Source organism: Sphingopyxis sp. LARHCG72, assembly GCF_052871675.1.
In genome coordinates, this window is the sequence record NZ_JBIXJU010000005.1 from 355,599 (window position 1) to 381,208 (window position 25,610).

Annotated in this window: 21 protein-coding genes; 7 read left to right on the forward strand and 14 right to left on the reverse strand. The window is 66.3% G+C overall.

Annotated features, from left to right (window positions below; translation table 11 throughout):
• Positions 1-61 precede the first annotated feature (61 nt).
• Complete coding sequence (locus ACIPPQ_RS14010; protein WP_446544673.1) at positions 62-409, forward strand: GntR family transcriptional regulator; 348 nt, start codon at positions 62-64, stop codon at positions 407-409.
• Here the strand turns inward: ACIPPQ_RS14010 and ACIPPQ_RS14015 are convergent.
• Genes ACIPPQ_RS14015 through ACIPPQ_RS14030 form a run of 4 tightly spaced genes read right to left on the reverse strand, consistent with a single transcriptional unit; the run spans position 406 to position 7,120 of the window.
• Positions 406-2,253 (reverse strand): tetratricopeptide repeat protein, encoded by a 1,848-nt coding sequence (locus ACIPPQ_RS14015; protein ID WP_446544674.1) that lies wholly within the window; start codon positions 2,251-2,253, stop codon positions 406-408. The genes ACIPPQ_RS14010 and ACIPPQ_RS14015 overlap by 4 nt on opposite strands.
• Entirely contained in the window at positions 2,254-3,630 is a 1,377-nt protein-coding gene (gene prsR, locus ACIPPQ_RS14020) for a PEP-CTERM-box response regulator transcription factor (RefSeq protein ID WP_446544675.1), read from the reverse strand.
• Positions 3,627-5,729, reverse strand: a complete 2,103-nt coding sequence (gene prsK, locus ACIPPQ_RS14025) for an XrtA/PEP-CTERM system histidine kinase PrsK (RefSeq protein WP_446544676.1) — start codon at positions 5,727-5,729, stop codon at positions 3,627-3,629. Before prsK ends, prsR begins: the two co-directional genes overlap by 4 nt.
• Positions 5,730-5,731: 2 nt before the next feature.
• Positions 5,732-7,120, reverse strand: coding sequence for a TIGR03013 family XrtA/PEP-CTERM system glycosyltransferase (locus ACIPPQ_RS14030; RefSeq protein ID WP_446544677.1), 1,389 nt, complete (start codon positions 7,118-7,120; stop codon positions 5,732-5,734).
• Positions 7,121-7,236: 116 nt separating this feature from the next.
• Here ACIPPQ_RS14030 and ACIPPQ_RS14035 point away from each other — a divergent pair, with 116 nt between their 5' ends.
• The gene (locus ACIPPQ_RS14035; RefSeq protein WP_446544678.1) at positions 7,237-8,271 is read left to right on the forward strand and encodes a mannose-1-phosphate guanylyltransferase; all 1,035 of its coding nucleotides are present in this window, start codon (positions 7,237-7,239) and stop codon (positions 8,269-8,271) included.
• Between the two features lie 103 nt (positions 8,272-8,374).
• Complete coding sequence (locus tag ACIPPQ_RS14040; RefSeq protein ID WP_446544679.1) at positions 8,375-10,204, forward strand: DUF885 domain-containing protein; 1,830 nt, start codon at positions 8,375-8,377, stop codon at positions 10,202-10,204.
• Positions 10,205-10,249: 45 nt separating this feature from the next.
• On the opposite strand, the gene ACIPPQ_RS14045 is transcribed toward ACIPPQ_RS14040, so the two are convergent.
• Together ACIPPQ_RS14045 and ACIPPQ_RS14050 are read right to left on the reverse strand one after the other, a co-directional pair.
• Positions 10,250-11,602, reverse strand: a complete 1,353-nt coding sequence (locus tag ACIPPQ_RS14045; protein WP_446544680.1) for an HD-GYP domain-containing protein — start codon at positions 11,600-11,602, stop codon at positions 10,250-10,252.
• 88 nt (positions 11,603-11,690) lie between these two features.
• Positions 11,691-13,079, reverse strand: a complete 1,389-nt coding sequence (locus ACIPPQ_RS14050) for a helix-turn-helix domain-containing protein (protein WP_446544681.1) — start codon at positions 13,077-13,079, stop codon at positions 11,691-11,693.
• Positions 13,080-13,218: 139 nt separating this feature from the next.
• Between ACIPPQ_RS14050 and ACIPPQ_RS14055 the strand changes: the two genes are divergently transcribed.
• Entirely contained in the window at positions 13,219-14,811 is a 1,593-nt protein-coding gene (locus ACIPPQ_RS14055) for an isocitrate lyase (protein WP_446544682.1), read from the forward strand.
• A 145-nt stretch (positions 14,812-14,956) separates the two neighbouring features.
• On the opposite strand, the gene ACIPPQ_RS14060 is transcribed toward ACIPPQ_RS14055, so the two are convergent.
• A complete protein-coding gene (locus tag ACIPPQ_RS14060; protein WP_446544683.1) occupies positions 14,957-15,940 on the reverse strand; it encodes a TerC family protein in 984 nt (327 codons plus the stop codon).
• A 76-nt stretch (positions 15,941-16,016) separates the two neighbouring features.
• Positions 16,017-16,211, reverse strand: coding sequence for a DUF465 domain-containing protein (locus ACIPPQ_RS14065; protein ID WP_446544684.1), 195 nt, complete (start codon positions 16,209-16,211; stop codon positions 16,017-16,019).
• Between the two features lie 245 nt (positions 16,212-16,456).
• Between ACIPPQ_RS14065 and ACIPPQ_RS14070 the strand changes: the two genes are divergently transcribed.
• Positions 16,457-17,224, forward strand: a complete 768-nt coding sequence (locus tag ACIPPQ_RS14070; protein WP_446544685.1) for a crotonase/enoyl-CoA hydratase family protein — start codon at positions 16,457-16,459, stop codon at positions 17,222-17,224.
• Between the two features lie 235 nt (positions 17,225-17,459).
• Here ACIPPQ_RS14070 and ACIPPQ_RS14075 read toward each other — a convergent pair whose 3' ends face one another.
• The 5 genes from ACIPPQ_RS14075 to ACIPPQ_RS14095 form a co-directional block, all read right to left on the reverse strand.
• On the reverse strand, positions 17,460-18,230 hold the full coding sequence (locus ACIPPQ_RS14075) for a helix-turn-helix domain-containing protein (protein WP_446544686.1): 771 nt from the start codon (positions 18,228-18,230) through the stop codon (positions 17,460-17,462).
• Positions 18,231-18,391: 161 nt separating this feature from the next.
• Entirely contained in the window at positions 18,392-19,705 is a 1,314-nt protein-coding gene (locus ACIPPQ_RS14080; RefSeq protein WP_446544687.1) for an amidohydrolase, read from the reverse strand.
• Positions 19,706-19,730: 25 nt separating this feature from the next.
• Complete coding sequence (locus tag ACIPPQ_RS14085; RefSeq protein ID WP_446544688.1) at positions 19,731-20,357, reverse strand: DUF4893 domain-containing protein; 627 nt, start codon at positions 20,355-20,357, stop codon at positions 19,731-19,733.
• Between the two features lie 89 nt (positions 20,358-20,446).
• Entirely contained in the window at positions 20,447-21,232 is a 786-nt protein-coding gene (locus ACIPPQ_RS14090) for a 3-hydroxybutyrate dehydrogenase (protein WP_446544689.1), read from the reverse strand.
• A 28-nt stretch (positions 21,233-21,260) separates the two neighbouring features.
• On the reverse strand, positions 21,261-22,418 hold the full coding sequence (locus ACIPPQ_RS14095; protein ID WP_446544690.1) for a patatin-like phospholipase family protein: 1,158 nt from the start codon (positions 22,416-22,418) through the stop codon (positions 21,261-21,263).
• Between the two features lie 152 nt (positions 22,419-22,570).
• On the opposite strand from ACIPPQ_RS14095, the gene ypfJ reads away from it, so the two are divergent.
• Entirely contained in the window at positions 22,571-23,479 is a 909-nt protein-coding gene (ypfJ, locus tag ACIPPQ_RS14100; protein WP_446544691.1) for a KPN_02809 family neutral zinc metallopeptidase, read from the forward strand.
• Positions 23,452-24,756 carry an amidohydrolase family protein gene (locus ACIPPQ_RS14105; RefSeq protein WP_446544692.1) on the forward strand — a complete coding sequence of 435 codons (1,305 nt, stop codon included), beginning with the start codon at positions 23,452-23,454 and terminating at the stop codon, positions 24,754-24,756. The genes ypfJ and ACIPPQ_RS14105 overlap by 28 nt, the downstream gene beginning before the upstream one ends.
• 6 nt (positions 24,757-24,762) lie before the next feature.
• On the opposite strand, the gene ACIPPQ_RS14110 is transcribed toward ACIPPQ_RS14105, so the two are convergent.
• Positions 24,763-25,464: an HPP family protein gene (locus ACIPPQ_RS14110; RefSeq protein ID WP_446544693.1), complete on the reverse strand. Its 702-nt coding sequence runs from the start codon at positions 25,462-25,464 to the stop codon at positions 24,763-24,765.
• Positions 25,465-25,610: the final 146 nt, after the last annotated feature.

The following is a 25,610-nucleotide window of genomic DNA, read 5'->3' on the forward strand; positions in this document are numbered from 1 at the left end:
CGGCAACACTTTGTAATAATCATAATTTGACTGTGCTGCTGTCTTATGGCATTAAGGCGGCATGCTCGATCAGTCCAAACCCGTGTACCAGCGCCTGCGCGATGTCATCGCGAACGCCATCCTCGACGGCCAGTTTCGCGACGGCGACATGTTGCCGTCGGTGCGATCGCTGGCGGCCGAGGAGGGCGCCAACCCGCTGACGGTGGCAAAGGCCTATCAGACCTTTCAGGACGAAGGACTGGTGACGGTCAAGCGCGGCGTCGGCATGTTCGTCGCCGAAGGCGCGACCGAACGCCTCCGCGACCTGATGCGCGCCGATTTCCTCGCGAACGTCTGGCCCCCCGTCGCACAGCAGATGCGCCGCATCGGCCTCGACGCGCGCGCCCTGCTCGATCTGACCGAAGCTTAACGCCCGATTTGCGCGGCCTTGTCGCGCAAGTCTGCCGCGGCCTGCTGGTTGCTGCGGCGCGCTAGCAGGTCGGCGTAAAATTCCATGATTGCGGCATTGAGCGGTTGCAGCCGATAGGCGCGATCGATCAGCCGCAGCGCGCGCGCATCGTCGCCCTTCGCCGCCCACGCCCGCGCAAGTTCGCGCAGGATCACGACATCGCGATCGCCGATCCTGCTGCGGACGCGGTCGAAATATGCGATCGCGTCGTCCCAATGCTCGATATCCATCGCAAGATGCCCCGCCAGCCGGTCGGCGGCAACGCTCGACGGCTGGCTGTCGCGCAACGCGAGGATCGCCGCGCCCGAGCCGGCGACATCGCCCGCACGGTATAGCGCGTTGGCGAGCCGAAGCGTCGTCCGCTCTCCCGCATCGAGTTCGCGCGCGGCGCGATAGGACCGGATCGCGAGGTCGAACTGCCCGCCCGCCAGCGCCGCATCGCCCAGCAGGATATGCGCGTCGGCAACGCCGCGGTTCGCATCGCGGATTCGCGCGGCGCGCGCGATGGCACGGGCGCTGTTGCCGCTCGACAGGTCGGCCGAAATGGCGGGGATCGCCGCCGCCGGGTTCAGCGGCTCGGCGTCGGCCGCCATCGTCAACAGCCCATAATCATTGTCGGCGGCAAAGGGGACGGCTTCGCCGCGCGCAAGCGTCGCCGCGCGGCCCAGATAGTCTGCCGATTCGATCCGCCGCCCCAGTTCGGCGGCCACCCGCGCGGCGAGCAGCAACGACCAGCTGTCGGCGTCGGGGCGCGACACGATCGGCGCCAGCGCTTCCGATGCGCCGTCGGCATCGCCGCCGGCCCAGTCGGCGGCGGCAAGGATCCGGCGGGCGGTGAAATTGTCCGGCTGTTCGGCGATCAGCCGGTCGGCCCAGGTCGCCGCGACGGCCTCGCCGCCCAGCTCGAGCTCGACGACCGCGCTCAGCAGCATGAACGACGGCTGCTCGTCGAGTTCGCCGCGCGTGCGTTGCAGCAGGCTGCGCGCGAGCCGGTAATTGCCCGCCCGCGCCGCCAGCACCGCTTGCAGGTAATGGATCCGCGGGTCGCGCGGGACGATCGTCGCGGCGTGGCGCAGCGCGGTCAGCATATCGCGATAGCGGCCAAGGTCGCCGAGCGTCGCCGCCTGCTCGATCAGTGCGTCGGCATTGTCGGGATCGGCAGCGAGCGCCTTGTCGTACCAGCCGAGCGAAGCCTGGAGTCCTTCCTCCGTGCGCACCAAATTGGCCTTGAACGCCAGCGCCGGGCTGTTCGCCTTGTCGAGCTCGATCGCATAATCGGCCGCGTCGCGCGCGCCGCGCGTGTCGGCATTGGCGTCACGAAAGCGCGCGACACTCACCCACAACGCCGCATTGCGCGGCAGTTCCTGCACCGCGCGGTCATAGGCTTCGCGCGCCGCGGCCAGGTCGCCATTGCCGAGGTGGACGTCGCCCGCGACCCACGCCGCCTCGCCGATCATCTCGGGGATGATCGGTCCGCCATCGAGCGTCTGAAACGCACGCGCGCCGTCGCCCTGCATCGCATAGGCGCGCGCGAGCAGCGGGCGTAGCGCCGCTTCCTTCGCGCCGGCGCCCAGCGCCGCTTTCACCGCCGCTTCGGCGCCGACGCCGTCACCCAGTGCGATCGCGACGCGCGCGAGTTCGACGCGCCGCACGATCGATTGCGGATCGTCGGCGATCGCATCCTGCAACGCCGAACGGCGTTGTTCGAGCGCGTGGCGCGGCGCGGTCGAGGCCGCGTCGCCGCACGCCCCCAGCAGCAGCGCCGCAACGAACGGCGCGCCGGTCCAGAGGCGGCGCCAATCCATTCAGGCGTGCATCCGATATTGCTTGAGCAGGTCGTACAGCGTCGGGCGGCTGATCCCGAGCAGCTTCGCGGCGGCGGAGATATTACCCTCGCTCTGCGTCATCGCGCGGCGGATCGCGACGCGGTCGGCGGCTTCGCGCGCGCTACGCAGGTTGAGCCACGCCTCCTCGCCGTCGACACTATCGCCCGCCATATCGAGATCCTCGCGCATCACCAGCTTACCGTCGGCCATGATAACGGCGCGCTTGATGCGGTTTTCAAGCTCGCGGACGTTGCCCGGCCAGCGCCCCTCGTCGATCGCCTGCAACGCATCGGGCGCAAAGCCGCGCACGCCGGGGTTCATCTCGGGCGCATATTGGTGGAGGAAATGGCGCGCGAGCAGCACCGCATCGCCCGGCCGCTCGGCGAGCGACGGGATTTTCACGACCATTTCGGCGAGGCGGTAATAGAGGTCGTCGCGAAAACTCTGGTCGGCGATCATCGCGTCGAGGTCGCGGTGCGTCGCACAGACGATCCGCGTGTCGACCGCAATCGCCTTGCGCCCTCCGATACGCTCGATCGTACGTTCCTGCAGGAAGCGCAGCAATTTGACCTGGAGCGGCAGCGGGATGTCGCCGACCTCGTCGAGGAAAAGCGTGCCGCCGTGCGCGAGCTCGATCTTGCCCTCGGTCGTCTTCACGGCGCCGGTGAACGCGCCCTTCTCATGCCCGAACAGCTCGCTTTCGAGCAGATTCTCGGGGATTGCGGCGCAATTGATCGCGACGAACGCGCCGTCGCGCCGCCCGCTCGCCTCGTGCAGCCCGCGCGCAAGCAATTCCTTGCCGGTGCCGCTCGCGCCGAGCAGCATCACACTGACATCGAGGTTTGCGACACGTTCGATCGTGCGCGCGACCTTCTGCATCTCGGGCGCGCCGGTGATCATGCCGCCGAGCACGCGGTTGTCGCCGCTGCCTTGGCTCGCCAGCCGTGCATTCTCGACCTCCAGCTCGCGGACATGAAAGGCGCGGCGGACGATCAGCCCCAGCTCGTCGATATCGATCGGCTTCTGATAGAAATCCCACGCGCCGTTCGCGATCGCCGCCAGCGCGCTGGCGCGTTCGCCGTGCCCCGACACGACGATGACCTTCGTATCGGGTTTGATCTCGAGGATCGTCTTGAGCGTCCGAAACCCCTCGCGCGTGCCGTCGGGATCGGGCGGCAGGCCAAGGTCGAGCGTCACCACGTCGGGCTCCTCGGCGCGAAGCAGGTCGATCGCCGCGTCGTGGTCGCCCGCGATCAGCACCGCATAATCCTCATAGGCCCATTTGAGCTGCGTCTGCAGCCCCGGGTCGTCCTCGACCACCAGCAGTTTACGGATAGCGCCCCCACTCTCACTCATTTCGAAGCCACTTTCATTACCCGTGCGTCGATCCCGGCGTCGCCATGCGCATCGGCGAGCGGCAGCCACAGCGTGAAATCGCTGCCCTTCCCCGGTTCGCTCGCCACCTCGATCGTGCCGCCCATCGCCTGCGCGACCTGCAAGGCTTCAAAGGCGCCCAGCCCGAACCCCGATTCCTTCGTCGACACGAAGGGCTTGAACAGCTCGTCGCGGATGAAGTCGCGCGTCATACCGCTGCCCTGGTCGATCACATCGATGCGCACACGCCCCTGTTCGGCGACGGCGACGACCTGTACCGGCGTCTCGGGTGCCGACGCATCGATCGCGTTGGCGACAAGGTGCTGGACGACCTGCCGGATCGACGCGGCGTCGGCCCAGGCCGACAGGCCCGCCTGGCAGCCGACGAAGAGCGAGCGGCGCGGCCGTGCCTCGACGGCAATGCCATTCAGAACCGGTTCGATCAGCGTCCGCCCGGCCTCGGCGGCCGGCCCGCGCTCGCGCGGCGACAGGCGGACGAGCAGGTCGCTGAGCCGCCCCGCCGAAATTTTCAGCGTCTCGACCATGTCGGCGCGAAAGTCGGGCTTGTCGGCGTGGCGTTCGGCGTTGCGCGCGAGCAGGCTGAGCTGGCTCGCCAGATTCTTGATGTCGTGCATGATGAAGGCAAAGCGGCGGTTGAACTCGTCGAACCGCCGCGCCTCCGAAAGCGCCTGCTGGCTCTGCGATTCGGCGAGGTAGCTCGCCGCCTGCTGTCCGGCGATGCGCAGTACGTCGAGGTCTTCCCAGTCGAGCGCGCGCGACACCGCGGGGCGATGCAGCACGACGATCGCGATCATCCGCTGGAAGTGCAGCACCGGCACGACGACCCACGCGCGCGTGTCGGCGATCAGCCAGTCGGGGATCGCGAGATCCTCGTTCCCCTGTCCGCGTCGTTCGGCGTCGAGGTCGACGATATGGCGCGTCTCCTGCAGCATGAAGGCCGAGCGCAGCGACAGCGTCGCGCTGTCCTCGATCCCCGCCGGCCAGTGCCACTGCTCGGCGATGCGAAAGCCGCCCGAGGCGCCGGGGAGCATCAGCAGCGCGCCGGGGCTGCCGGTCAGTTCGGCGAGCGCCTTGGCGACGCGGCGATACAGGTTGCGGTCATCCTCGCCCCCGCCCTGCCCCAGCGTCGCGGTGAAGCGCATCCATTCCGCGCGATAGTCATAGCGGTGCTCGAAGAAATGTTTGGAGATCATCACCGACAGCCATGCGCGCGACCGCGCCGAGGCGAGCAACAGGCCGCCCGCGCCGAGCGCGACCGCGAGCGAGATCGCCTGCGCCAGTTCGGCATAATCGCCGCCGAACAGCCGCGCGACGGCGCCGGTCAGCCCGATCAGCACCAGATAGGCGGCGGCGCCGAGCAGGATCAGCGTGCGCATGGCCGCGGTGCGCGACAGGCGCATCCGCTCGCGCCCGACATCGAGCGCCGCGAGGACATAGGTCGGCAGGGTAAGCAGCGCGACCACGGGCAACAGCGCGATCAGCGTCGACGCCGTCTCGCCGGTCAGCGCGCCGATCAGCTGCGCGTTGAGTTCGTACGCCCACAGCATCGCGAAGCCGCCCGCGACCGCCATCACGGGCATCCGCTGCCCGGCGCCGGCGTGGCGAACCCCGCCATCGATGATCAGCAGCCCGCCGACCGCAACGATCATGGCGGCAAAAGTCAGCGTCGGCGCCATCCACGGCTCCGCCGCGGCGCCCGCGCGCAGGTGCGCCGCGGTGCCGAGCAACAGCGTCAGCACGCAGATGGTCGCCAGCATCTTCAGGATCAGGCGCAGCGGCCGCGACATCGGCCCGCGCGACGGCCCGAAGGTCGCACCCAGCCAGCCGAGCATCGCGAGGTCGCGCAGCGCCTGTGCGACCAGCGATTGCGACGATCCCGGCGCGAAGACCGCTCCCGCTGCGCACCACAGCGCGGTCGCCGCGGCGGCCGCGACTAGGAGGCGCGGCGCGGGCATCAACGCCGCCATGCGCGCGCGCGGCCGCATCAACAGCCACAGCGCCACGCCGGCAAAACCCGCCAGCGCGAGACCGGACAATATCTGCGACAGCCCGGCAACCATGGTCAGCGGGCCCCGTCCGGCCACAACACGACGCGCACCGTCTGGAGCAGGATCAACAGGTCGAGGAAGGGCGAATAATTCTTCGCATAATAGAGGTCATACTCGAGCTTCACGCGCGCATCCTCGACCGACGCGCCATAGGGATAGTTGATCTGCGCCCACCCGGTCAGGCCGGGTTTCACCATGTGCCGCTCGGCATAATAGGGCAGCTTTTGTTCGAGTTCCTCGACGAAGCTCGGCCGTTCGGGGCGCGGGCCGACGAAGCTCATGTCGCCTTTCAGCACGCACCAGGTCTGCGGCAGTTCGTCGATGCGCAGCTTGCGGATGATGCGGCCGACGCGCGTGACGCGCGGGTCGTTTTCGCTCGCCCACACCGCCTTGCCCGCGGCCTCGGCATCGGTGCGCATCGAGCGGATCTTGAAGATGTCGTAGGGCTCGCCGAACAGTCCGACGCGCGGCTGGCGGTAAAAGACCGGCCCGCGGCTGTCGAGGACGACCGCGATCCCCGCGACGATCACCAGCGGCAGGCCGACGATCAGCACGATCAGGCTGGCGAGGATGTCAAACAATCGCTTGCCGACCTTGGATATTCGCTGCCCCGCCGAGAATCCGTCGGAAAAGATCAGGCCGCTGGGGTTCGTCGTCGCGAGGTCGACGCGCCCCGTTTCGCGCTCGATGAAGCTCGCGATATCGTTGACATGCACCCCCGTCGTCTTGACGCGGAGCAGGTCGTTCAGCGGCAGCGCGTTGCGCCGTTCCTCGAGCGCCAGCACCACTTCGCCGGCGCGCAGCATCACGACATGGTCCGACAGATTGTCGATCGCCTCGCGGGCGACGGCGCCCGGCACCGTCGTTTCGGCGCCGCTCATCGCGACGAAGCCGACCATTTCGAGCCCGCTTCCCGGCGCGTCGGCCAGCGCCGCAAGGCGCGCGGCCCGCGGCCCGGCGCCGAGCACGAGGATGCGGCGGCGGAACGCCTCGGTCCCTGCCGACTGGGTCAGCGCAAGCCGGATGACGAACAGCGTCCCGATCGCAAAGATCATCGCATAGAGGCTGTTGGCGCGCCACAGCGTCGCGGTCGGCAGCAGGAAGCCGAGAACCGACAGGAAAATCACGCCGAGCGAGATCGCGGCGAGCAGCCGCGCTGTCGCGAAGCGCATCGAGCGCAGCCCCTCGTTCCCGTACATGCCCGTCGCCATCATCGCGAGCGAATTGGCGAGCGCAAAGGTCGCGAGAGGCAGCCAGCGGTCGCCGAGCGGCCCCGCGTCGAAACCCGCCTGGTGCGCATAGAGGTGCCACGCGCCCTCGGCCGACGCGAGCAGCGCCAGAAACTCGATCAGCGCCAGCCAGACGACGGCGTGCGGAACATAATGTTTAAAAAGCCGAAACATGGAAACCTTTCGCGCACCCGATACTACAGCCGAGGCGTCAACTGTCGGTTAATTTTACACTTGCCATCGCAGCAAGGGGGATGACCCGCGGCATCCGAAACGATAGACCCGATTTCATGACGTTGATGATCCAGCCCGTAATCCTGTGCGGCGGCGCCGGCACCCGCTTGTGGCCCGAATCGCGCGGCACCCGCGCCAAGCAGTTCCTGCCGCTGACGGGTACGAAAAGCCTGTTCCGGCAGACCGTCGAGCGAACCCCCGCGGGCGCCGACTTCCTGCCGCCGATCGTGCTGTGCGGCGACGGCCATGTCGCGACGGTGCGCGACCAGATGGGCACAAGCGAAGCGTCGCTGCTCGTCGAGCCGATGCCGCGCAACACCGCCGCGGCGATCGCGCTCGCGGTCGCCTCGGCCGACGCCGACACGCTGCTGCTCGTGATGCCCAGCGACCATGTGATCGCCGACGTCCCGGCCTTCCATGCCGCAATCGCCAAGGGCGCGCGCCTCGCGCAGCAGGATTGGCTCGTCACCTTCGGCATCACGCCCGACCGCCCCGAAACGGGGTTCGGCTATATCGCGGGCGGCGCGCCGCTCGGCGAAGACGGCTTTGCGGTCGAGCGTTTCATCGAAAAGCCACCGCTCGCCGACGCCGAGGCGATGCTCGCGGCGGGCGGGTATAGCTGGAATGCCGGGATATTCCTGTTCCGCGCAGCGCGGATGCGCGACGCGATGCTGACGCACTGCCGCGCGATTTTCGAGGCCGCCGACCGCGCCGTCGCGGCGGGAATGCGCGATGGCGATGCGGTTTACGCCGACGCCATCGAATTCGAACGCGCGCCCTCCGATTCGATCGATTATGCTGTGATGGAAAAGGACAATCGTGTCGCGGTCGTGCCCGCATCGATGGGCTGGTCCGACCTCGGCAGCTGGCACACGCTCCACGCGCTGGGCGAAAAGGACGCCGACGGCAATGTCGTCGCCGGTGACGCCTTCCTGCACGACAGCCGCGGCAACCTGGTCCGCGGGGGCGACAAACGCGTGTCGGTCATCGGTATGGAAAATATCGCGGTGATCGTCGACGGCGACGACATATTGGTCATGCCGCTCGATCGGTCGCAGGACGTCCGACTGGCCGCCAAGGCGCGCGAATAGCGCATCCCGGCGGAACCCCCTTGCGCGGGCGGTGAGTTGCTATAACAAGACACCTATGCGTGGGCGACTGCCCGCAGCCGACAATTTTTCCGGAGATCGCAATATGTTCGACCGTCGCACCCTGCTTGCCGCCGCCACGGCCTCGTCGATGCTTGGCGCCGTCCGCTCGCCCGCGCGCGCCGCGCTCGCGACCGCCCCCGACAGCGAAGGCGCGCGGCTGACCGCGATCTACGAGCGCATCTACGACATGCTGCTCGATCAGGACCCCGAATTCGCGACTTCGCTCGGCGCCGACAAGGGCGACCGCGCCGCCGCCAAGGCAAAGCTCGCCGACCGCTCGCCCGCCGGCATCAAGCGCGGGCACGACCTCTATCGCACCGGGCTCAAGGAACTGAAGACGATCGACCCGAAAAAGCTCTCGGGCATGGACCTCGTCAATTATGAGACCTTCCGCGGGCCGTGGGAGGATTATGTCAAGGCTTACGACACCTTCTCCTATGGACTTCACAGCTGGCCTGAACCGCATCCGGTGACGCAACTCAGCGGGTCCTATCGCTCGATCCCCGATTTCCTCGTCAACCAGCACAGCATCGCGAACGCCGCCGATGCCGAGGCGTACCTCGCGCGCTGCGCCGATTTCGCGGTCCAGCTCGACAATGAAACCGACCGCATCAAGGCCGACCATGCCGCAGGGGTCATCCCGCCCGATTTCGTCGTCGACCGCACGCTGACCCTCTTCAAAAGCATCATGGCGCCCCTGCCCGACGCGAATATCCTTGCCACCAATCTCAAGACCAAGACCGCCGACATCCCGGGCGACTGGGCGAAACGCTGCGCCGCGATCGTCGAAGGCAGGATCTATCCTGCAATGCAGCGACAGGCGGCCGAACTCACTGCCGTCCGCCCGCGCGCGACGCACGATGCCGGCGTGTGGCGCCTGCCGAAGGGCGACGAATATTACGCCTATGCGCTGCGCTATGCGACGACGACAGGCATGTCGGCCGAAGAGGTGCACCAGCTCGGGCTCGATCGCATGGCCGCGCTCACCGCGCGCGCCGACGCGATCTTCAGGAAGCAGGGCATGACCAAGGGCACCGTCGCGCAGCGGATGCGCGAACTCGGCAAGGACCCGCGCTTCCTTTATCCCAACACCGACAAGGGCAAGGCCGACCTGATCGCCAAATTGAACGAACAGATTCAGGAAATGCAGCGCCGCCTGCCCGAAGCCTTTGGCCGTTTGCCCAAGGCGAAATGCGACATCCGCCGCGTGCCGCCGGAAATCGAGGCCGGCGCGCCCGGCGGCTATTACCAGATCCCCGCGCTCGATGGCTCGCGCCCCGGCGCTTATTATATCAACTTGCGCGATACCGCCGAAAACCCGTCATGGACGCTGCCGACGCTCACCTATCACGAAGCGACGCCCGGCCATCACCACCAGATCGCGCTCGCGCAGGAGGCCGAGGGCATTCCGCGCCTCCGCCGCCTGCCCGCCTATTCGGTCTATACCGAAGGCTGGGGGCTCTATGCCGAACAGCTCGCCGACGAGATGGGCGTCTATGCGAACGATCCGTGGGGCCAGCTCGGCTATCTGCAATCCTATATGTTCCGCGCCGCGCGCCTCGTCGTCGACACCGGCCTCCACCATTATCGCTGGAGCCGCGAGAAGGCGATCGCCTATTATAACGACGCGCTCGGCACCCCCGAAGGATCGAACGTCACCGAAATCGAGCGCTATTGCGTGTGGCCGGGCCAGGCGACGAGCTATATGGTCGGGCAGACACGCTGGGTCGCGATCCGCGAAAAGGCCAAGGCCGCGCTCGGCGACAAATTCGATATCCGCGGTTTCCACGACACTGCGCTGTCGGCGGGCGCCATGCCGATCTCGGTGCTCGAATCGGTGATCGACCGTTGGGCGGCTGCACAAAAGGCCTGATCGGGAAAGGGTGGACGGCGCGCCCGGCGCGGTCCGCTGCTGCGCCTATCGATCGGCGCCGCGCGGGCCGATCGGTTGCGTGTCGCCCTGCCCCGCTGCGGGTGCGGCGGCGCCGCTCATGATGCGGACGCGCAGCGCATCCCAGTCGGCAAAGCGCCAGAAGGTCGGGCTGTCGCGCGCCACGATCCGCGGATGGTCCATTGCCGGTGCGATCGTGCGGTCGACCGGCGTGATTTCGGCCAGCGTCTCGCAATCGAAAAAGGCCCGGACGACGACATTCTCCGGCGCGTCGTCTGCACTGCCCATCACGATCCCCAATTCCCCCGTCGACAGCCGCACCAGCGTGCCCGCGGGAAAAATGCCGAGGCTGTCGGCAAAGCGATCGAGCAGCGCCTGGTCGAAATGCCCGGCCCATTGGTTCATCCGAGTCAGCGCTTCGCACGGCGTCCACGCGTCCTTGTACGGACGGTTCGACGTCACGGCGTCATAGACATCGCAAATCGCGCCCATGCGCGCGGCGAGCGACAGCGCATCGCCGGCGAGGCCGTCGGGATAGCCGGTACCGTCGATCTTTTCATGGTGGCGTAGGCACAGTTCGAGCGCCATGTCGGGCGCGCCGGGCGAACTCGCCAGCAGGCGGTGGCCCGCCACCGGATGCGACCGGACCGACCGCATTTCGCCCTTCGACAGCGCGCCGGGCTTGTTCAATATTTCGTCCGAAATCGCGACCTTGCCGACGTCGTGCAGCAGGCCTGCGACGCCCAGATCCTCGACCTCCTGCGGATCGAGTTCCAGATGGCGCGCGAAGTTGATCATCAGCGCACAGACCGCCACCGAGTGGAGATAGGTATATTCGTCCTTGTCCTTCAGCCGGACGAGGTTGATCAGCGCCTTTGAATCGCGCTCGATCGATGCCCCGATCGAACGCGCCAGCGTGACCATGCGCCTTACCTCGACCGCGCGGCCCAGACGCGCCGCCGCAAACATATCGACGACGGCCTCGCGCGTCCGTTCGATCACCTTCTTGGCGCGGCGGCATTCGGTCGCATGGCCGCGGCGACGGCGCGGCTTGTCGCGCGGCGGCGGCTGGGGCGGTCCAAAAGTCGGTGTCGAGCGGAACGACATTGCGTCGCCCCACGGCCTTTCGGATGCGGGCGGCTGCTTGCCATGTGGTGGCTTTGCCCCGTCCCCGGGGGCCTGCCGGTCTGCGCGCGGCGCCAACCCGCGCGCGGCATCGATCACCAGCCCGTCGATTCCCGAATTGCGGATCCGGCGTAATTGTTCGTGCGTTTCGACGCGAAAATAGCTCCGCCAAAACGGATGATCGAACCACGATCCTTCAAAGGCGTGGATGAACATCCCGATTTCGACGTCTTCGGCTTCTATTCGAACAAGCATTCCCGGTCCCGTCACGGTCGATCACCGCGCCCCCTTCCCAATACGGCACGACGGATGTCAAATTAAGCAATGCACCGGGCTTGGAAGATTAATCGCCCGCAAAATCGAATGCGCTCACCCCGCGCTCGCCTTCGCGGAACCGCAGCGGGCGGCCGAGCGGCGGCATCGATCGCTGGACGCAGCCGGTGCGCGTGCAGCGCCGGCATCCGAGCCCGATCGGCGTCGCCGGACTGCGCATCAGGTCGATCCCGCGCGCCGCGATCAACGGTGCCGCGACCTTGGCGTCGACGCCGACGCACACCGCAAAGCGTGCGGGCGTGCCGCTGCCCGTCGCGCCGGGGGCCGCAACCGAGCGCGATTGGGTGAACCAGCGCGATCCGTCCTCCAGCTCGACGAGGTCGGCGACGACTTCGCCGGGCCGCGCGAAGGCTTCGTGCACGCCCCACAGCGGACAGCGCGCATCGCCGTCGACGAGCGGCGACTGGCTCGCCCCCGCGTAGCGCTTGCTGCCCTGCCCCGCGCGGTCGATACGCAGCATGAAAAAGGGCAGCCCGCGCGCGCCGACGCGCTGGAGCGTCGTCAGCCGGTGCGCGACCTGCTCAAAGCCCGCTCCGAAGCGGCGCTGGAGCAGCAGCAGGTCATAGCCCGTCGCGTCGCAGGCGCGCAGGAAACGGCTGTACGGCATCATCAGCGCCGCGGCAAAATAATGGATCAGATGCCGCTCGAACAGGCGCGCCGCAGCCGGTTCGGCAAATTCCGCACCGGCGACCAGCGCGTCGATTTCGCCCTTCGCCTCGACCTGTGCCAGCGTTGCAGCGGCCTGGAAGGTGCGCGACGCGGGACGCAGCAGCTCGTTCAGCATCAATTGCCGCGCATGCCAGTCGAGCCAGCGCAGCCGGTCGGGCATCACGTCGCTCGGCAGGATGCGGATACCGAGCTGGTGCCGCGTGCGCAGCCGTTCCGAAATCGTGCCGTACAGGTCGCCGCCCGCAAGCCGCAGCTCGTCGGCGAGTTCCTCGGCGCGCGCATCGAGGTCGGGGAAATGGTTGCGCCATTTCTCGATCGCGCGGCGGACGGCGGCAACTTCGGGCGCATCGCCTTCCCCTTCGGTGCGTGCCTCGGGCGCCGCATCGAACAGTCGCGCAAAGGCGGCGGCGGTCGCCGGCGCACTCTGCAACCATTCCTCGACCTCCTGTCCGCCAATCCCGAGGTCGGCGAAGCGCGGATCGGCGAGCCGCCGCCGCAGCCCCGCCAGCCCGCCGGGCACTTCGTCGGCGCCGAGCTTCGCCGCGTCGAACCCGAAACGTTCGGCGAGCCGGACGATCACCGTTGCCGACAAGGGGCGCTGGCCATGCTCGATCAGGTTGAGGTAGCTCGGCGATATGTCGAGCGCCTCGGCCATCGCCGCCTGCGTCATCGCCGCCTCGCGCCGCACCTTGCGCACCGCCGGCCCCGCAAACACCCGCCGCTCCGCCATCGCTTGTAACTTTCTTTACTGATTTACATGCTGATTTACACCTATCGGCCATATTTCACAAATATTATTGACAAAGCTTTTCACTTTCCGCGGCAACTTCGCCAACTTCCACGCATCACCTCCGAACAAGGACAAGACGATGGGCTACCAGGAAGACATGGCACAGGCAGGCCGCCTCATCCGCGATTACGACGGCACGTGGGACGGCATCAGCGGCGAAAGCATCGCCCGCATGCGCGCCCAGAACAAGTTCAAGACCGGCCTCGACGTCGCCCGCTACACCGCGCGCATCATGCGCGCCGACATGGCCGCCTATGACGCCGACCCCGCGAACTACACCCAGTCCTTGGGCTGCTGGCACGGCTTTATCGCGCAGCAGAAGATGATCTCGATCAAGAAGCATTTCGGCACCGTCAAGGGTCGCTACATCTACCTCTCGGGCTGGATGGTCGCGGCGCTGCGCAGCGAATTCGGTCCGCTGCCCGACCAGTCGATGCACGAAAAGACCAGCGTTCCCGCGCTGATCGAGGAAATCTACACCTTCCTCCGCCAGGCCGACGCCCGCGAACTCGGCATGCTGTTCCGCGACCTCGACGCCGCGCGCGCCGAGGGTGACGAACTCAAGGCGAAGCAGATTCAGGCCGCGATCGACAATCATGAAACGCACGTCGTGCCGATCATCGCCGACATCGACGCGGGCTTCGGCAACGCCGAGGCGACGTACCTCCTCGCCAAGAAGATGATCGAAGCCGGGGCGTGTGCCTTGCAGATCGAAAATCAGGTCTCGGACGAAAAGCAGTGCGGCCACCAGGACGGCAAGGTCACCGTGCCGCACGAGGACTTCATCGCGAAGATCCGCGCGTGCCGCTATGCCTTCATGGAACTCGGCGTCGAGGACGGCATCATCGTGACGCGCACCGACAGCCTCGGCGCGGGCCTCACCAAGCAGATCGCCTTCACCAAGGAACCCGGCGATCTCGGCGACCAGTATAACAGCTATCTCGATTGCGAAGAGGTCGAGGGCGCGGGCAACCCCGGCGACGTCCTGATCAACCGCGACGGCAAGCTGGTGCGTCCGAAGCGCCTGCCCTCGAACCTCTATCAGTTCCGCGCCGGAACCGGCGAGGATCGCTGCGTGATGGATTGCATCGCCTCGCTGCAGAACGGCGCCGACCTCCTGTGGATCGAAACCGAAAAGCCGCACATCGAACAGATCGCCGGCATGGTCGACCGCATCCGCGAAGTCGTTCCCAATGCGAAGCTCGCCTATAACAATTCGCCGAGCTTCAACTGGACGCTGAACTTCCGCCAGCAGGTGTTCGACGCCTGGGAGAAGGACGGCAAGGACGTCAGCGCCTATGACCGCGCCAAGCTGATGAGCGTCGATTATGACGACACCGAACTGGGAGCCGAGGCCGACAACCGCATTCGCACCTTCCAGCGCGACGCGGCGAAGCGGGCGGGCATCTTCCACCACCTCATCACGCTGCCGACCTATCACACCGCGTCGCTGTCGACCGACAATCTCGCGAAGGAATATTTCGGCGACGAAGCGATGCTCGGCTACGTCAAGGGCGTCCAGCGCAAGGAAATCCGCCAGGGCATCGCCTGCGTGAAGCATCAGAATATGAGCGGAAGCGACATCGGCGACGACCACAAGGAATATTTCGCCGGCGAAGCGGCGCTCAAGGCCGCAGGCAAGGACAACACGATGAACCAGTTCGCCGCCTGATACGAGTTCGACGCGGGGGAAATGTTGCAGCCCCCGCGTCACCCCTCTTGGCGCGGGGTCAGCGACCCGCCCCGCGCCTCCCGAGCTTTCCTGGGGAGGAAAGCCTGTCCGTCGGAAGCCGCGAGGCCTCCGGCGGACATTTTCGTCAGGACTTCACCGCGTCCTCCTCGCGCGTCTTGACGAGCGACCAGACGACACCACCCGCGATCAGCGCCACCGTGACACCAAGGCTGACGAGCGGCGGGAATTTCGCGCCGCCCAACACGAAATCGGCCACGAAAATCTTCGACCCGATGAACACCAGCACCAGCGCGAGCGCATATTTGAGGTAATGGAAGCGGTGCACCATTGCCGACAGCGCGAAATAGAGCGCGCGCAGGCCAAGGATCGCCATGATGTTCGACGTGTAGACGATGAAGGTGTCGGTCGTGATCGCGAAGATCGCCGGCACGCTGTCGACCGCGAACACAAGGTCGGCCAGATTGATCACGACGAGCGCGAGGAACAGCGGCGTCGCGGCGAGGACGATCTTGCCGGTCTTCGTATCGGGCACGCGCACGAAGAATTTCTCGCCATGCAGCTCGTTCGTGATCGGCATCCGGCGCGATAGCCATTTGACGACCGGATTGCCCGCGACGTCCATCGGCTGTTCGCTGGTGAACAGCATCTTCACGCCCGTGAACACGAGGAATGCCGCGAAGATATAGAGCAGCCAGCCATATTCGGTGACCAGCGCCGCGCCGCCCGCGATCATGATGCCGCGCAGTACGATGACCGCGACGATGCCCCAAAGAAGCGCGCGATACTGGTAACGCGGCGGGATCGCGAAGGTCGTGAAGATCAGCGAGATCACGAAGATATTGTCGATCGACAGCGCCTTCTCGATGAAGAAGCCAGTATAATATTGCAGGCCCGCCTCGCCGCCCTTCGCGGCCCAGACCCACGCGCCGAAGGCGGTCGCGATACCGATGTAGAGCAAGGAGAGTTTCAGGCTCTCGCCGATCCCCATCTCCTTGTTTTCCTTGTTGAGCACGCCAAGGTCGAACGCGGTGAGCGCGATGACGAGCGTGAGGAAGGCGAGCCAGAACCAGGCCGGGGTTCCCAGCCAGTCGGCGAACAGAAATTCCATGATGATATTCCCTGGATATGCCGAGGGCGCCGCCTTCGCAAAAAGGCAGCGCTCCCGGTCGTCGATTATGGTGGGTTTAGCGAGCGAACGCCGGGCGCAGCGCGGGCCGCACCGTCAGCGCGGCAAGCCGCTTTTTGACCGCAAGCTTCAGCGTCTTCAAACGCAATAGCCGAAACGGATCGGCACCGCGGCGCCGCACTTCGCGGCGTTCGGCCTCGTCGAGCTGGCGATGCAGCACGGTCAGGCGGTAAAGATTGGGATTGAGCGTCATAAAAGGCCTCCTGATTGATAAATCAAGCAGGTGACGCCGATGCCGGTCCCGGGGGTAGAGGGGAGATGGGCCAGAGCATCGGTGTCACCCGATGCGGTCCGACATCACGTGGCGGGAAATACCCCGCCGACGCCAGAGGGGCCCGGCCCGCATGAATCGCATTTAGGGGACAAGCGCCGCTCTTTCAAGTCCCGGCCGCATCATGCTAGCCCGTGTGACGCGCATCCGGCGCGCTGGAGCCCTGCATGTCCGTGATTGTCGATCATGATGGCCCGGTGACCATCGTCACCGTCGATCGCCCCGCGCGGCGCAATGCGGTCGATCCGGAAACCGCGCTCGCCCTCCGCGACGCTTTCATCGCCTTTGCCGCCGATGCCGGGGCACGCGTCGCGATCCTCACGGGAAGCGGGGGTCATTTCTGCGCGGGCTTCGACCTCAATGCCGTCGGCACCTCGCCTTACGACCCCGACGGCCCCGGCCCGATGGGACCGACGCGCATGCTGCTCGAAAAGCCGGTGATCGCCGCGGTGGAAGGCCACGCCGTCGCCGGCGGGCTCGAACTCGCGCTCTGGTGCGACCTGCGCGTCGCAGCGACAAGCGCAGTGTTCGGGGTCTATTGCCGCCGCTGGGGCGTGCCGCTGATCGATGGCGGCACCGTGCGCCTGCCGCGCATCGTCGGGCAAGGCCGTGCGCTCGACATGATCCTGACCGGCCGTGCGGTGACCGCCGACGAAGCGCATCGCATCGGCCTCGCCGACCGGGTCGTCGCCGATGGCGAAGCGCTCGCCGCCGCAATCGAACTGGCGAAGCAGGTTGCCGCCTTCCCGCAACTCTGCATGAACAGCGACCGGCTGAGCGCCTATCGCCAATGGGATTTCGATATCGAAGGCGCGCTCGCGCACGAGGCACACGCCGGGGTCGCTCCGCTACGCGAAGGCGCAGCAACGGGCGCCAAACGCTTTACCGAAGGCGCCGGCCGCGGCGGCAGCTTCGCCGCCTTCACGGGGGAATGACGCTGAAACCAGGGATGGCAGCCGCGCTGCCCGTCGCGATATCGCAAAAGCGACAAGGCGGCGCCCCGGGGGCAAGCCCGGGGCGCCGAAGGTTGGGAGGGGGCGTTGCCGGCGCAGGCGACGCCTGTGACTCGGCAGGACGCACATCATCCCGGGCCTGACCCGAGCAAGCCCGACGATGGACGATCGAACATGCTCAAGCCGCACGATGCCGGCGGCGAAAGCCGGGCTGCGATCAATCGATCCGATTGAAATGCGTCGTTTCCAGTTTCTGACGGTTGTCGCTGGACCAGACAATCGTTTCGGTCATGGATTTCAGATCCTTCGCGACGGTGTACACTCGCGTCGACACCCGCGAACCGGCCTTGCCCAGCGTCATGACCAATGTGTCCGGCGCTGGTTGGCGCAAGGCCACGCTGTCGATGAAATCCATATTGCCGGTGATCGGCACCGGGACGCCATCGAGGGCGGCGGTCGATTCCGAATGCCTGCTGGAGCCGTCCGGCGCGACGATTTCGACACGCGTTGTCCACTTGCCGTCTTGCGACGGACGGAAGGTCATCGTCACGCGTCGCGGCCGCTCCGTCTCCGGCATGAGCGATGCGTCCAGCGACCAGCTTCCGACCAGCGGCAGCTGCGTGGATGCCGCGCCGTGAACGGCGTTTGGCGCTCCGGCCTGATCGGCGGAAGGGGCGGTTGCGACCATTAACCCGGCGGCGGCCAAGGGTATTGCGATGAGCATGACGATCATTCCTTTCGACCCGCGAACCCCGACGGTTGCGGTGTGCGTCCAATCGTTCACGCTGGCGCGCTGTCCCGGAAGATCGATATTTTCGTCACAAGTTTTTTGGACGTCGAGAAGACGCGCCAATTCGCGGCTGCTGCCGACCCCCGTCTTGCGCCGGGCAGCGCGCAAACGCTCGTTGATCGAGGTTTCGGAGCGGCCCAGACGCGCGGCGATGGTCTTGACGGTATGCCCCGCCACCAACAGGCGAAGGACTTCCATTTCCCGATCCGTGAGGCATGCGGTCAAGCCGGGAGCGGGTTCATTGGCAGACATGTCTTTTGCTCACCACAGCCTCGCGAACAGGTCCATCCCAATTTATTTGGGAAATGGTGGCGGACCAGCCTGCGATGTTGGGCAACCGTAGGGTTCCGCGCGCCCGCCTATTTTTTCGCCATCAGCTTCATCGACATCGCCGTCAGCGCCTCGGTCGCGGTCGAGATGACCGCGGGCGCATCAGGCGCCCAGAAGGGCGAATGGAGGCTGGGCAAGGTGCGCCCTTCCTTCTTCGCCGCGTCATATTCGGCCTGCGGCACGCCGCCGACCCAGACGATCAGGCTCTTGATGCTCTTGTCCTCGCGGCCGAAGCGGCTGAAATCCTCGCCGCCCATCACCGGCGGCATCTGGACGACGCGATCGTTTCCGAAGCTCGTTTTCAGGAACGCCGCCATCTCCTCGGTGAATTCCGGGGTGTTGAAGGTCGCGGGCGTATACTCGTCCTTCTGCACCGTCACGACGGGCATCTTGTCGTCGGGCATTCCGGCGGCGATCGCCTCGCCCTTGGCGATGCGCGCGATGCCGTCGAGCAGGTGATCGCGCACTTCGTCGCTATAGCTGCGCACCGTCAGCTGCAGTTTGGCTTCGTCCGAAATGATATTGTGCTTCGCGCCCGCGTGGAAGCTGCCGACCGTCACCACGGCGCTGTCGAGCGGGCTGATCTCGCGCGAGACGAGCGTCTGGAGCGCACCGACGATGCGGCTTGCGAGCACGATCGGGTCCTTGGTCGTCTGCGGATAGGCGCCGTGGCCGCCTACGCCTTTGACCGTGATATCGACACTGTCGACATTGGCGAGCGCATAGCCCGGCGTGTAGCCAATCATGCCCGCGGGAAACTGCGCCGCGTCGTGGAAGGCCAGCACATATTCCGGCTTGGGAAAGCGCGTATATAGCCCATCGGCGAGCATCATCCGCGCGCCCGCGCCGCGTTCTTCGGCGGGCTGGCCGATCATCACCAGCGTGCCCGACCATTTGGCCTTGTTCGCCGCCATCAGCCGCGCAACGCCGATCCACGCGGTCATATGCGTGTCGTGGCCGCACGCATGCATCACCCCCGTCTCGACGCCTTCCTTCGTGGTCACGCGCACTTTCGACGCGCCGGGCAGCCCGGTCTGTTCGGTGACCGGCAGGCCGTCCATGTCGGCGCGAACGAGCACGACGGGGCCCGGCCCGTTCTTCATCACCGCGACGACGCCCGTGCCGCCGACCTTCTCGGTCACCTCGAACCCCAGCTTGCGTGCTTCCGCCGCGAGGATGCCCGCCGAGCGCACCTCCATGAAGCTGAGTTCGGGATTGGCGTGGAGATCCTTGTAGATCGTCATCAGCGACGGCATCTGCTTCTGCACCTCGCCCCCCAACGTCTGCGCCGCCGCCGGCACAGCGAGAGCCAGCGCAGCCGCGCTTGTCCACAAGATCCGCATGCAATTTCCCCTGTTTATCTGTCTGTCAGCCCGCCGGGACCAGTTCGATCACGTCGAGCAAGGATTCATAGGCCGGCGCGGGCAGCACCAGCCGCCAGCGATTGTCACCGATCCGCTCGACCAGCCCGGCCATGTCGCGCATCCGGTCGCTGCCGTAATTGACCGCCATCTTCTCGTCGCCCAGCTCGAGCGTGCCGAGGAAGACCTGCCGTTTCAGATTGTCGGGAAAGATCAGCCCGACGGGCCGCTGCGACCCCGTGATCTTGGTCAGGCTCGACAGACCCTGCTCGGCCGAGACACGGCAGCGGAACCAGCCATAGGCGACGTAGGAAAGGCCGTTTCGCCCTTGCGCGCCGATCTTGATCGTCCGGCACCGGTAATCACCCGCCGGCATATGCGGGTTGGGCAAGGCTGCGGTCGGTTGTAACAGCACGCCTTCACGATCGATATCGGCGCCAAAGCCCTTTGCCCGGGCGTCGGCCAGCGCGGTCTGCCAGCTGCTGTACCAGCCGCGAATCCGCGCCTGGTCCTGCGCCGTCGCGGTGCCGCGCCATGTGCCCGTTTCCGCCGGCGCATCGGCCGCCGACGGCGGCACGGGCGGCACCGTTCGGCAGGCGCCGACCGTCAGGCCCAGCGCCAGGGCAAAAATCAAACTCGTACGACCCCTCATTCTCCGTCACTCCCCGGTCCGGTTGCATTAACCTTAGGAGGGCAAAGGAGATTGCTCAAGGCCGCAACATCTTATGCCGCGGTCCAGCCGCCATCGACGCTGAGGTTGGCACCGGTAATGTTCGCCGCCTCGTCGCGCGTCAAGAAGGACGCGACCGCCGCGACCTGCTCGACCGTCACGAATTGCTTCGTCGGCTGGCCGGCGAGCAGGACGTCGTTGATCACCTGTTCGCGCGTCATGTTTCGCGCCTTCATCGTGTCGGGAATCTGGTTTTCGACCAGCGGCGTCCAGACATAGCCGGGGCTGATGCAATTGACCGTGATCCCGGCGTCGGCGACTTCGAGCGCGACCGTCTTGGTCAGGCCGGCGAGCCCGTGCTTGGCGGTGACATAGGCCGATTTGAACGGCGAGGCGACGAGCGAATGCGCCGACGCGGTCGCGATGATGCGCCCCCATTTCTTCTTGCGCATGCCCGGAACCGCGTGGCGGATCGTGTGGAACGCCGCGGTCAGGTTGAGCGCGATGATCATGTCCCATTTTTCGGGCGGGAAATCCTCGACCGGTGACACGAACTGCATCCCGGCATTGTTGACGAGGATGTCGACGCCGCCGAAATCCTTGTCGGCGCGCTGGAACATCGCCTCGATCTGTTCGGGTTTCGTCAGGTCGGCGCCGTCATAGGCGGCCTTGCCGCCGTTGATCGCTTCCAGCCCCTTGCGCTCGGTCTCGATCGCATCGGCTTCGCCAAATCCGTTGATGATGATGTTCGCGCCTTCGGCAGCGAGCACTTTCGCTATCCCCAGCCCGATACCCGACGTCGATCCGGTGACAAGAGCGGTCTTTCCTGTGAGGCGCATAAGATAATCCTTTCGGTGGGGGAGAGAGTCAGGAAACGTCGGACTCGGTCTTTGGTCGCAGCGTATTGGATTGCACCGCGAAGCTGTCCGACCGTCCTTCGGCGATGCTGTCGGCGAGCAGGTGGCCGTCCTTCATTGCGGCCTCGACCGCATCGCGGCCGAGCGCCCAGTTGACCTCCATCGTCGAACGCGAAAATTCGAAATCCCGCGCGCCGGTCTGCCATTTGGGCGGTTCGTGGATCAGCTGAACGACGTTGAGCGCCTTGCAATCGACCATCTTGCGCACCGCCTTCACTTCAGACAGATCGGCGAATTCGGGTGGCAGTTTCTGCAGCATCCGGTCGATCAACCGATGCTCCTTGCGCCGCCGCACAAGCCCGTCCGAAATGCGGCGCGTGCGGCTCGAAAAGCGGATATCCTTCTCGCGCGACCAGGCTTCTTCGAGGTCGTGCGGCCGCTCGCCGCGCGCGGGGAACAGGTCGACCTGGAATACCAGCATATCCTCGTTCGCCGCCTCGACGACATGTTCAAGCGGGGTGTTCGACACGAGCCCGCCGTCCCAATACCATGTGCCGTCGATCTCGACCGGCGGCAGGCCGGGCGGCAGCGCGCCCGAAGCGAGGATGTGGCGCGCATCCAGCGTTTCGAGTTTCGTATCGAAATAGCGGAAATTGCCCGTCTCGACCGCGACCGCACCAACCGACAGGCGCACCTTGCCGTTGTTCACCCGGTCCCAGTCGACCAGCCGGTCGAGCGTCTGGACCAGCGGCGCGGTGTCATAGAAGCTCACCGCCTCGGGCGTCTGCCGTTCGGCAAAGGCAGGCGGCGGAAAACGCGGCGTAAAAAAGCCCGGCACGCCAAAGGCCATCACCTGCCCCGCCGCCACCATATGCGACCACTCGCGCGCCCAGTCATTGTCCGCGGTCGGCAGCGACGGCAGCGCGGAGGACACGCCCTCCCAGAACTCGCGCATCTTGCTCACGGCCTGATCGCGCTCGTTCCCGGCAATGATCGCGGCGTTGACCGCGCCGATCGAAATCCCGGCCACCCAGTCGAGTTCGATACCAAGCTCGATGAGCGCCTCATACACCCCCGCCTGAAAAGCCCCCAGCGCACCGCCGCCCTGCAAGACGAGCACAACGAGATCGGGCAATGGCAATGCGGCACGGGCGGCGCGGCGGGGCATGGACTCGGCGATCCTTCGTTGGATGTGTCGCGGATTTGTGCACCGCAGCACGAGCCATTGCAATGGCTCGATTATATTCGAAGCCCCTTCCAATTGCTTGGCGCTGCTGTAACACTCGCGGCGAAACGACCATTCACCGGTGGAGAAGCCCGATGCGCCTCGACGACTATGATCCCGGCGACGATATCCGCGACCTTGGCCGCGGCGGCGGCGGTTTCGGGGGTGGCGGCGGAGGCGGCGGTCTCGGCGGACTGCTGATCGGCTTCCTTCCGATGCTGCTCGGCCGCAAGATGGGTTGCGGCACCATCCTGCTCATCGGCGTGGCGGCATTTTTCCTTCTCGGCCCCGGCGCGAATATGCTGAGCATGGGCGGCGGCACGAGCGACCCGATGACCGACAGCCGTAGCGGCGCAAATGTCGCGTGCGACACCGAAGCCGAACGCTTTGCCTGTAATGTATTCGGGTCGACCCACACCGTCTGGGGCGGACTGATCAACGGCTATCAGAAGCCCCGGCTCAACTTCTTCACCGAGCGGAACGAATCAAAATGCGGCGCTGCACAGGCCGCGATGGGTCCCTTCTATTGTCCCGCCGACCAGGGAGTCTATCTCGACACCAGCTTTTTCCGCGAGCTTGAACAACGCTTCGGCGCCGCGGGCGACGCGGCGCAGGCCTATGTGATCGCGCACGAGGTCGGACACCATATCCAGACGATCAGCGGCATTTCCGAACAGGTTCGCCGCGCGCAGCAGCGCGCCTCGCAGGCCGAAGGCAATGCGCTGCAGGTCCGCATGGAGCTTCAGGCGGACTGCTATGCCGGCGTCTGGGCGGCGCGTGCGAAGACCAGCGACGGCCAGCCGGTGATGGAGCCGGGTGACATGGAAGAAGCGATGCGCGCCGCCAATGCGATCGGCGACGATACGCTGATGCGCTCGGCCGGGCAGCGGCCGGTGCCCGAGAGCTTTACCCACGGGACGAGTGAACAGCGGATGAGCTGGCTGCGCCGCGGACTGCAATCGGGGGATCCGCGCCAGTGCGACGCGTTCGGCAGCGCGGGCTGATCGCCGCCGTCGCGGCTCTGGCATTCGGCCAGCCCGCCCCGGCTACCGCGCAGCAGGCCGACTATGGCCCGCAATATATCCGCACCGGGCGACTGATCGACGGCGTCAGCGACACGGTGCAGGTGAATCAGTGCATCATCGTCATGCACGATCGGATCGAACGGATTGAACGCTGCGGGCAAACCCCGCGCGGTATGCACGTGATCGACTGGTCAGCCTATACCGTCTTGCCCGGTCTGATCGATCTCCATACCCACCTCGCCGACCTCGGCCAGAGCGCCGATCTCGCGGCACCGATGAAGGCGTCGCCCGCCGAAACCGCGCTCGTCGGCGCGCGCAACGCACGCGTCACGCTCGAAGCCGGGTTCACCAGCGTGCGCGACGTCGGCACCTATCGCGGGCTCACCGACGTCACGCTGCGCAACGCGATCGAGCGCGGCGACGTGCCCGGCCCGCGCATGTGGGTCGCGGGTGCCTACCTCACGATTCCGAAGGGTGGCGGCGAACTCAACGGCGTCGTCCCGAACGAACAATTGCCGCCCGATATGCGGCTCGGTGTCGCGGCGACGCCCGAAGAGGCGGCGGCAAAGACAACGTATTTGCTCGACCATGGCGCCGACTTCATCAAGACGATCGCGACCGGCGCCGTGCTCGCGATCGGCACCGAGCCCGGCGCGCCCGAACTCACGCCCGAACAGCTGCGCGCGATCGTGAAGGTCGCCCATGCCCGCGGCAAGAAGGTCACTGCGCATGCCCACGGCGCCATCGGGATTCAGAACGCCATCAACGCGGGGGTCGACAGCATCGAACATGCGAGCCTCGCCGACGAAGCGACGCTGCAGCTCGCAAAGAAGCATGGCACGTGGCTCGCGATGGACATCTACAACGGCACCTATATCGACGAGGTCGGCACGAAGGAGGGCTGGCCCGAAGAGTATCTGCGCAAGAATCGCGAGACGACCGATGCGCAGCGCGCCGCCTTCCGCCGCGCGGTCGAACTGGGCGTCAACATCGGCTATGCGACCGACGCCGGCGTCTATCCGCACGGGCTCAACGCGCGTCAGTTCCGCAACATGGTCAAATATGGGATGACCCCGATGCAGGCAATCCGGTCGGCCACCGGCCGCGCCGCCGAGGAAATGGGCCGTACCGACGTCGGCGCGATCGTGCCCGGCCGTTATGCCGACTTCGTGGCGGTCAAGGCCGATCCGCTCACCGACATCGGCGCGCTCGAAACGATCGACCATGTGATGAAGGGCGGCGTGCTGGTGCGGTAGCGCCGCCTAGCGCCGGGCGCTCCGCGCCGCGGCGTGCACCTCCGCACGCTCTAGCAACAGGGCGAGGTCCTCGCGGCTGATGTCGAAGGTTTCGCCAAGGTCGTCGAGCGCCTTGTCGATATCGTCCATCGACAGTCCCGACGCGGGCGCTGGCGGAAGCGCCCTGCCCTCGACCGGCTGCGCGCGGTGGGGATAGCTATGCCCCGAAAAGCGATGGAACAGCCAGCCGATCGACACCAGCAGCAGCGAGTTGACGAGCACGACGAACAGGAACTCGACGACATGTTCGGATAGCAGTGCATAGCCGCCGAGCACCGCACTGAGCGCCGCGGCGCCCCCCGGCGGATGCAGGCAACGCAGAAGCGACATCGTCAGGATCGCCAGCGAAACGGCGACGGCCGCGGCAATTGCGGGATCGGGAATGAGCTGCGCGACCACGGCGCCAACGAACGCCGAAACGAAATTGCCCCCCGCAATCGACCATGGCTGGGCGAGTGGGCTTGCCGGAACCGCGAACAGCAGCACCGCCGATGCGCCCATCGGCGCGACGATCCACGGTATCGACGAGGGGAACAGCGCCACGCACGACAGGCCGACAAAACCGATCCCCAGCACCGCCCCGACACTCGCGATCACGCGGTCGCGCAGGCTTGCCCCCGCAAGCAGCGGGACGAACAGGCGGGTGCGGTTCAACAGGGCGCGGAACATCGATTACCTTCTCGCTGCACGACCGGCCCGATGCGATCTTTGGAGCCAGCGGGCCAGAGAGGTTTATTTGCGCATCCGCAAGCCAGAATATCGCGGGGCCAGCCGACAGGGCATGATCGCGAACCGGAAAAGGTTCGTCCTTGAAC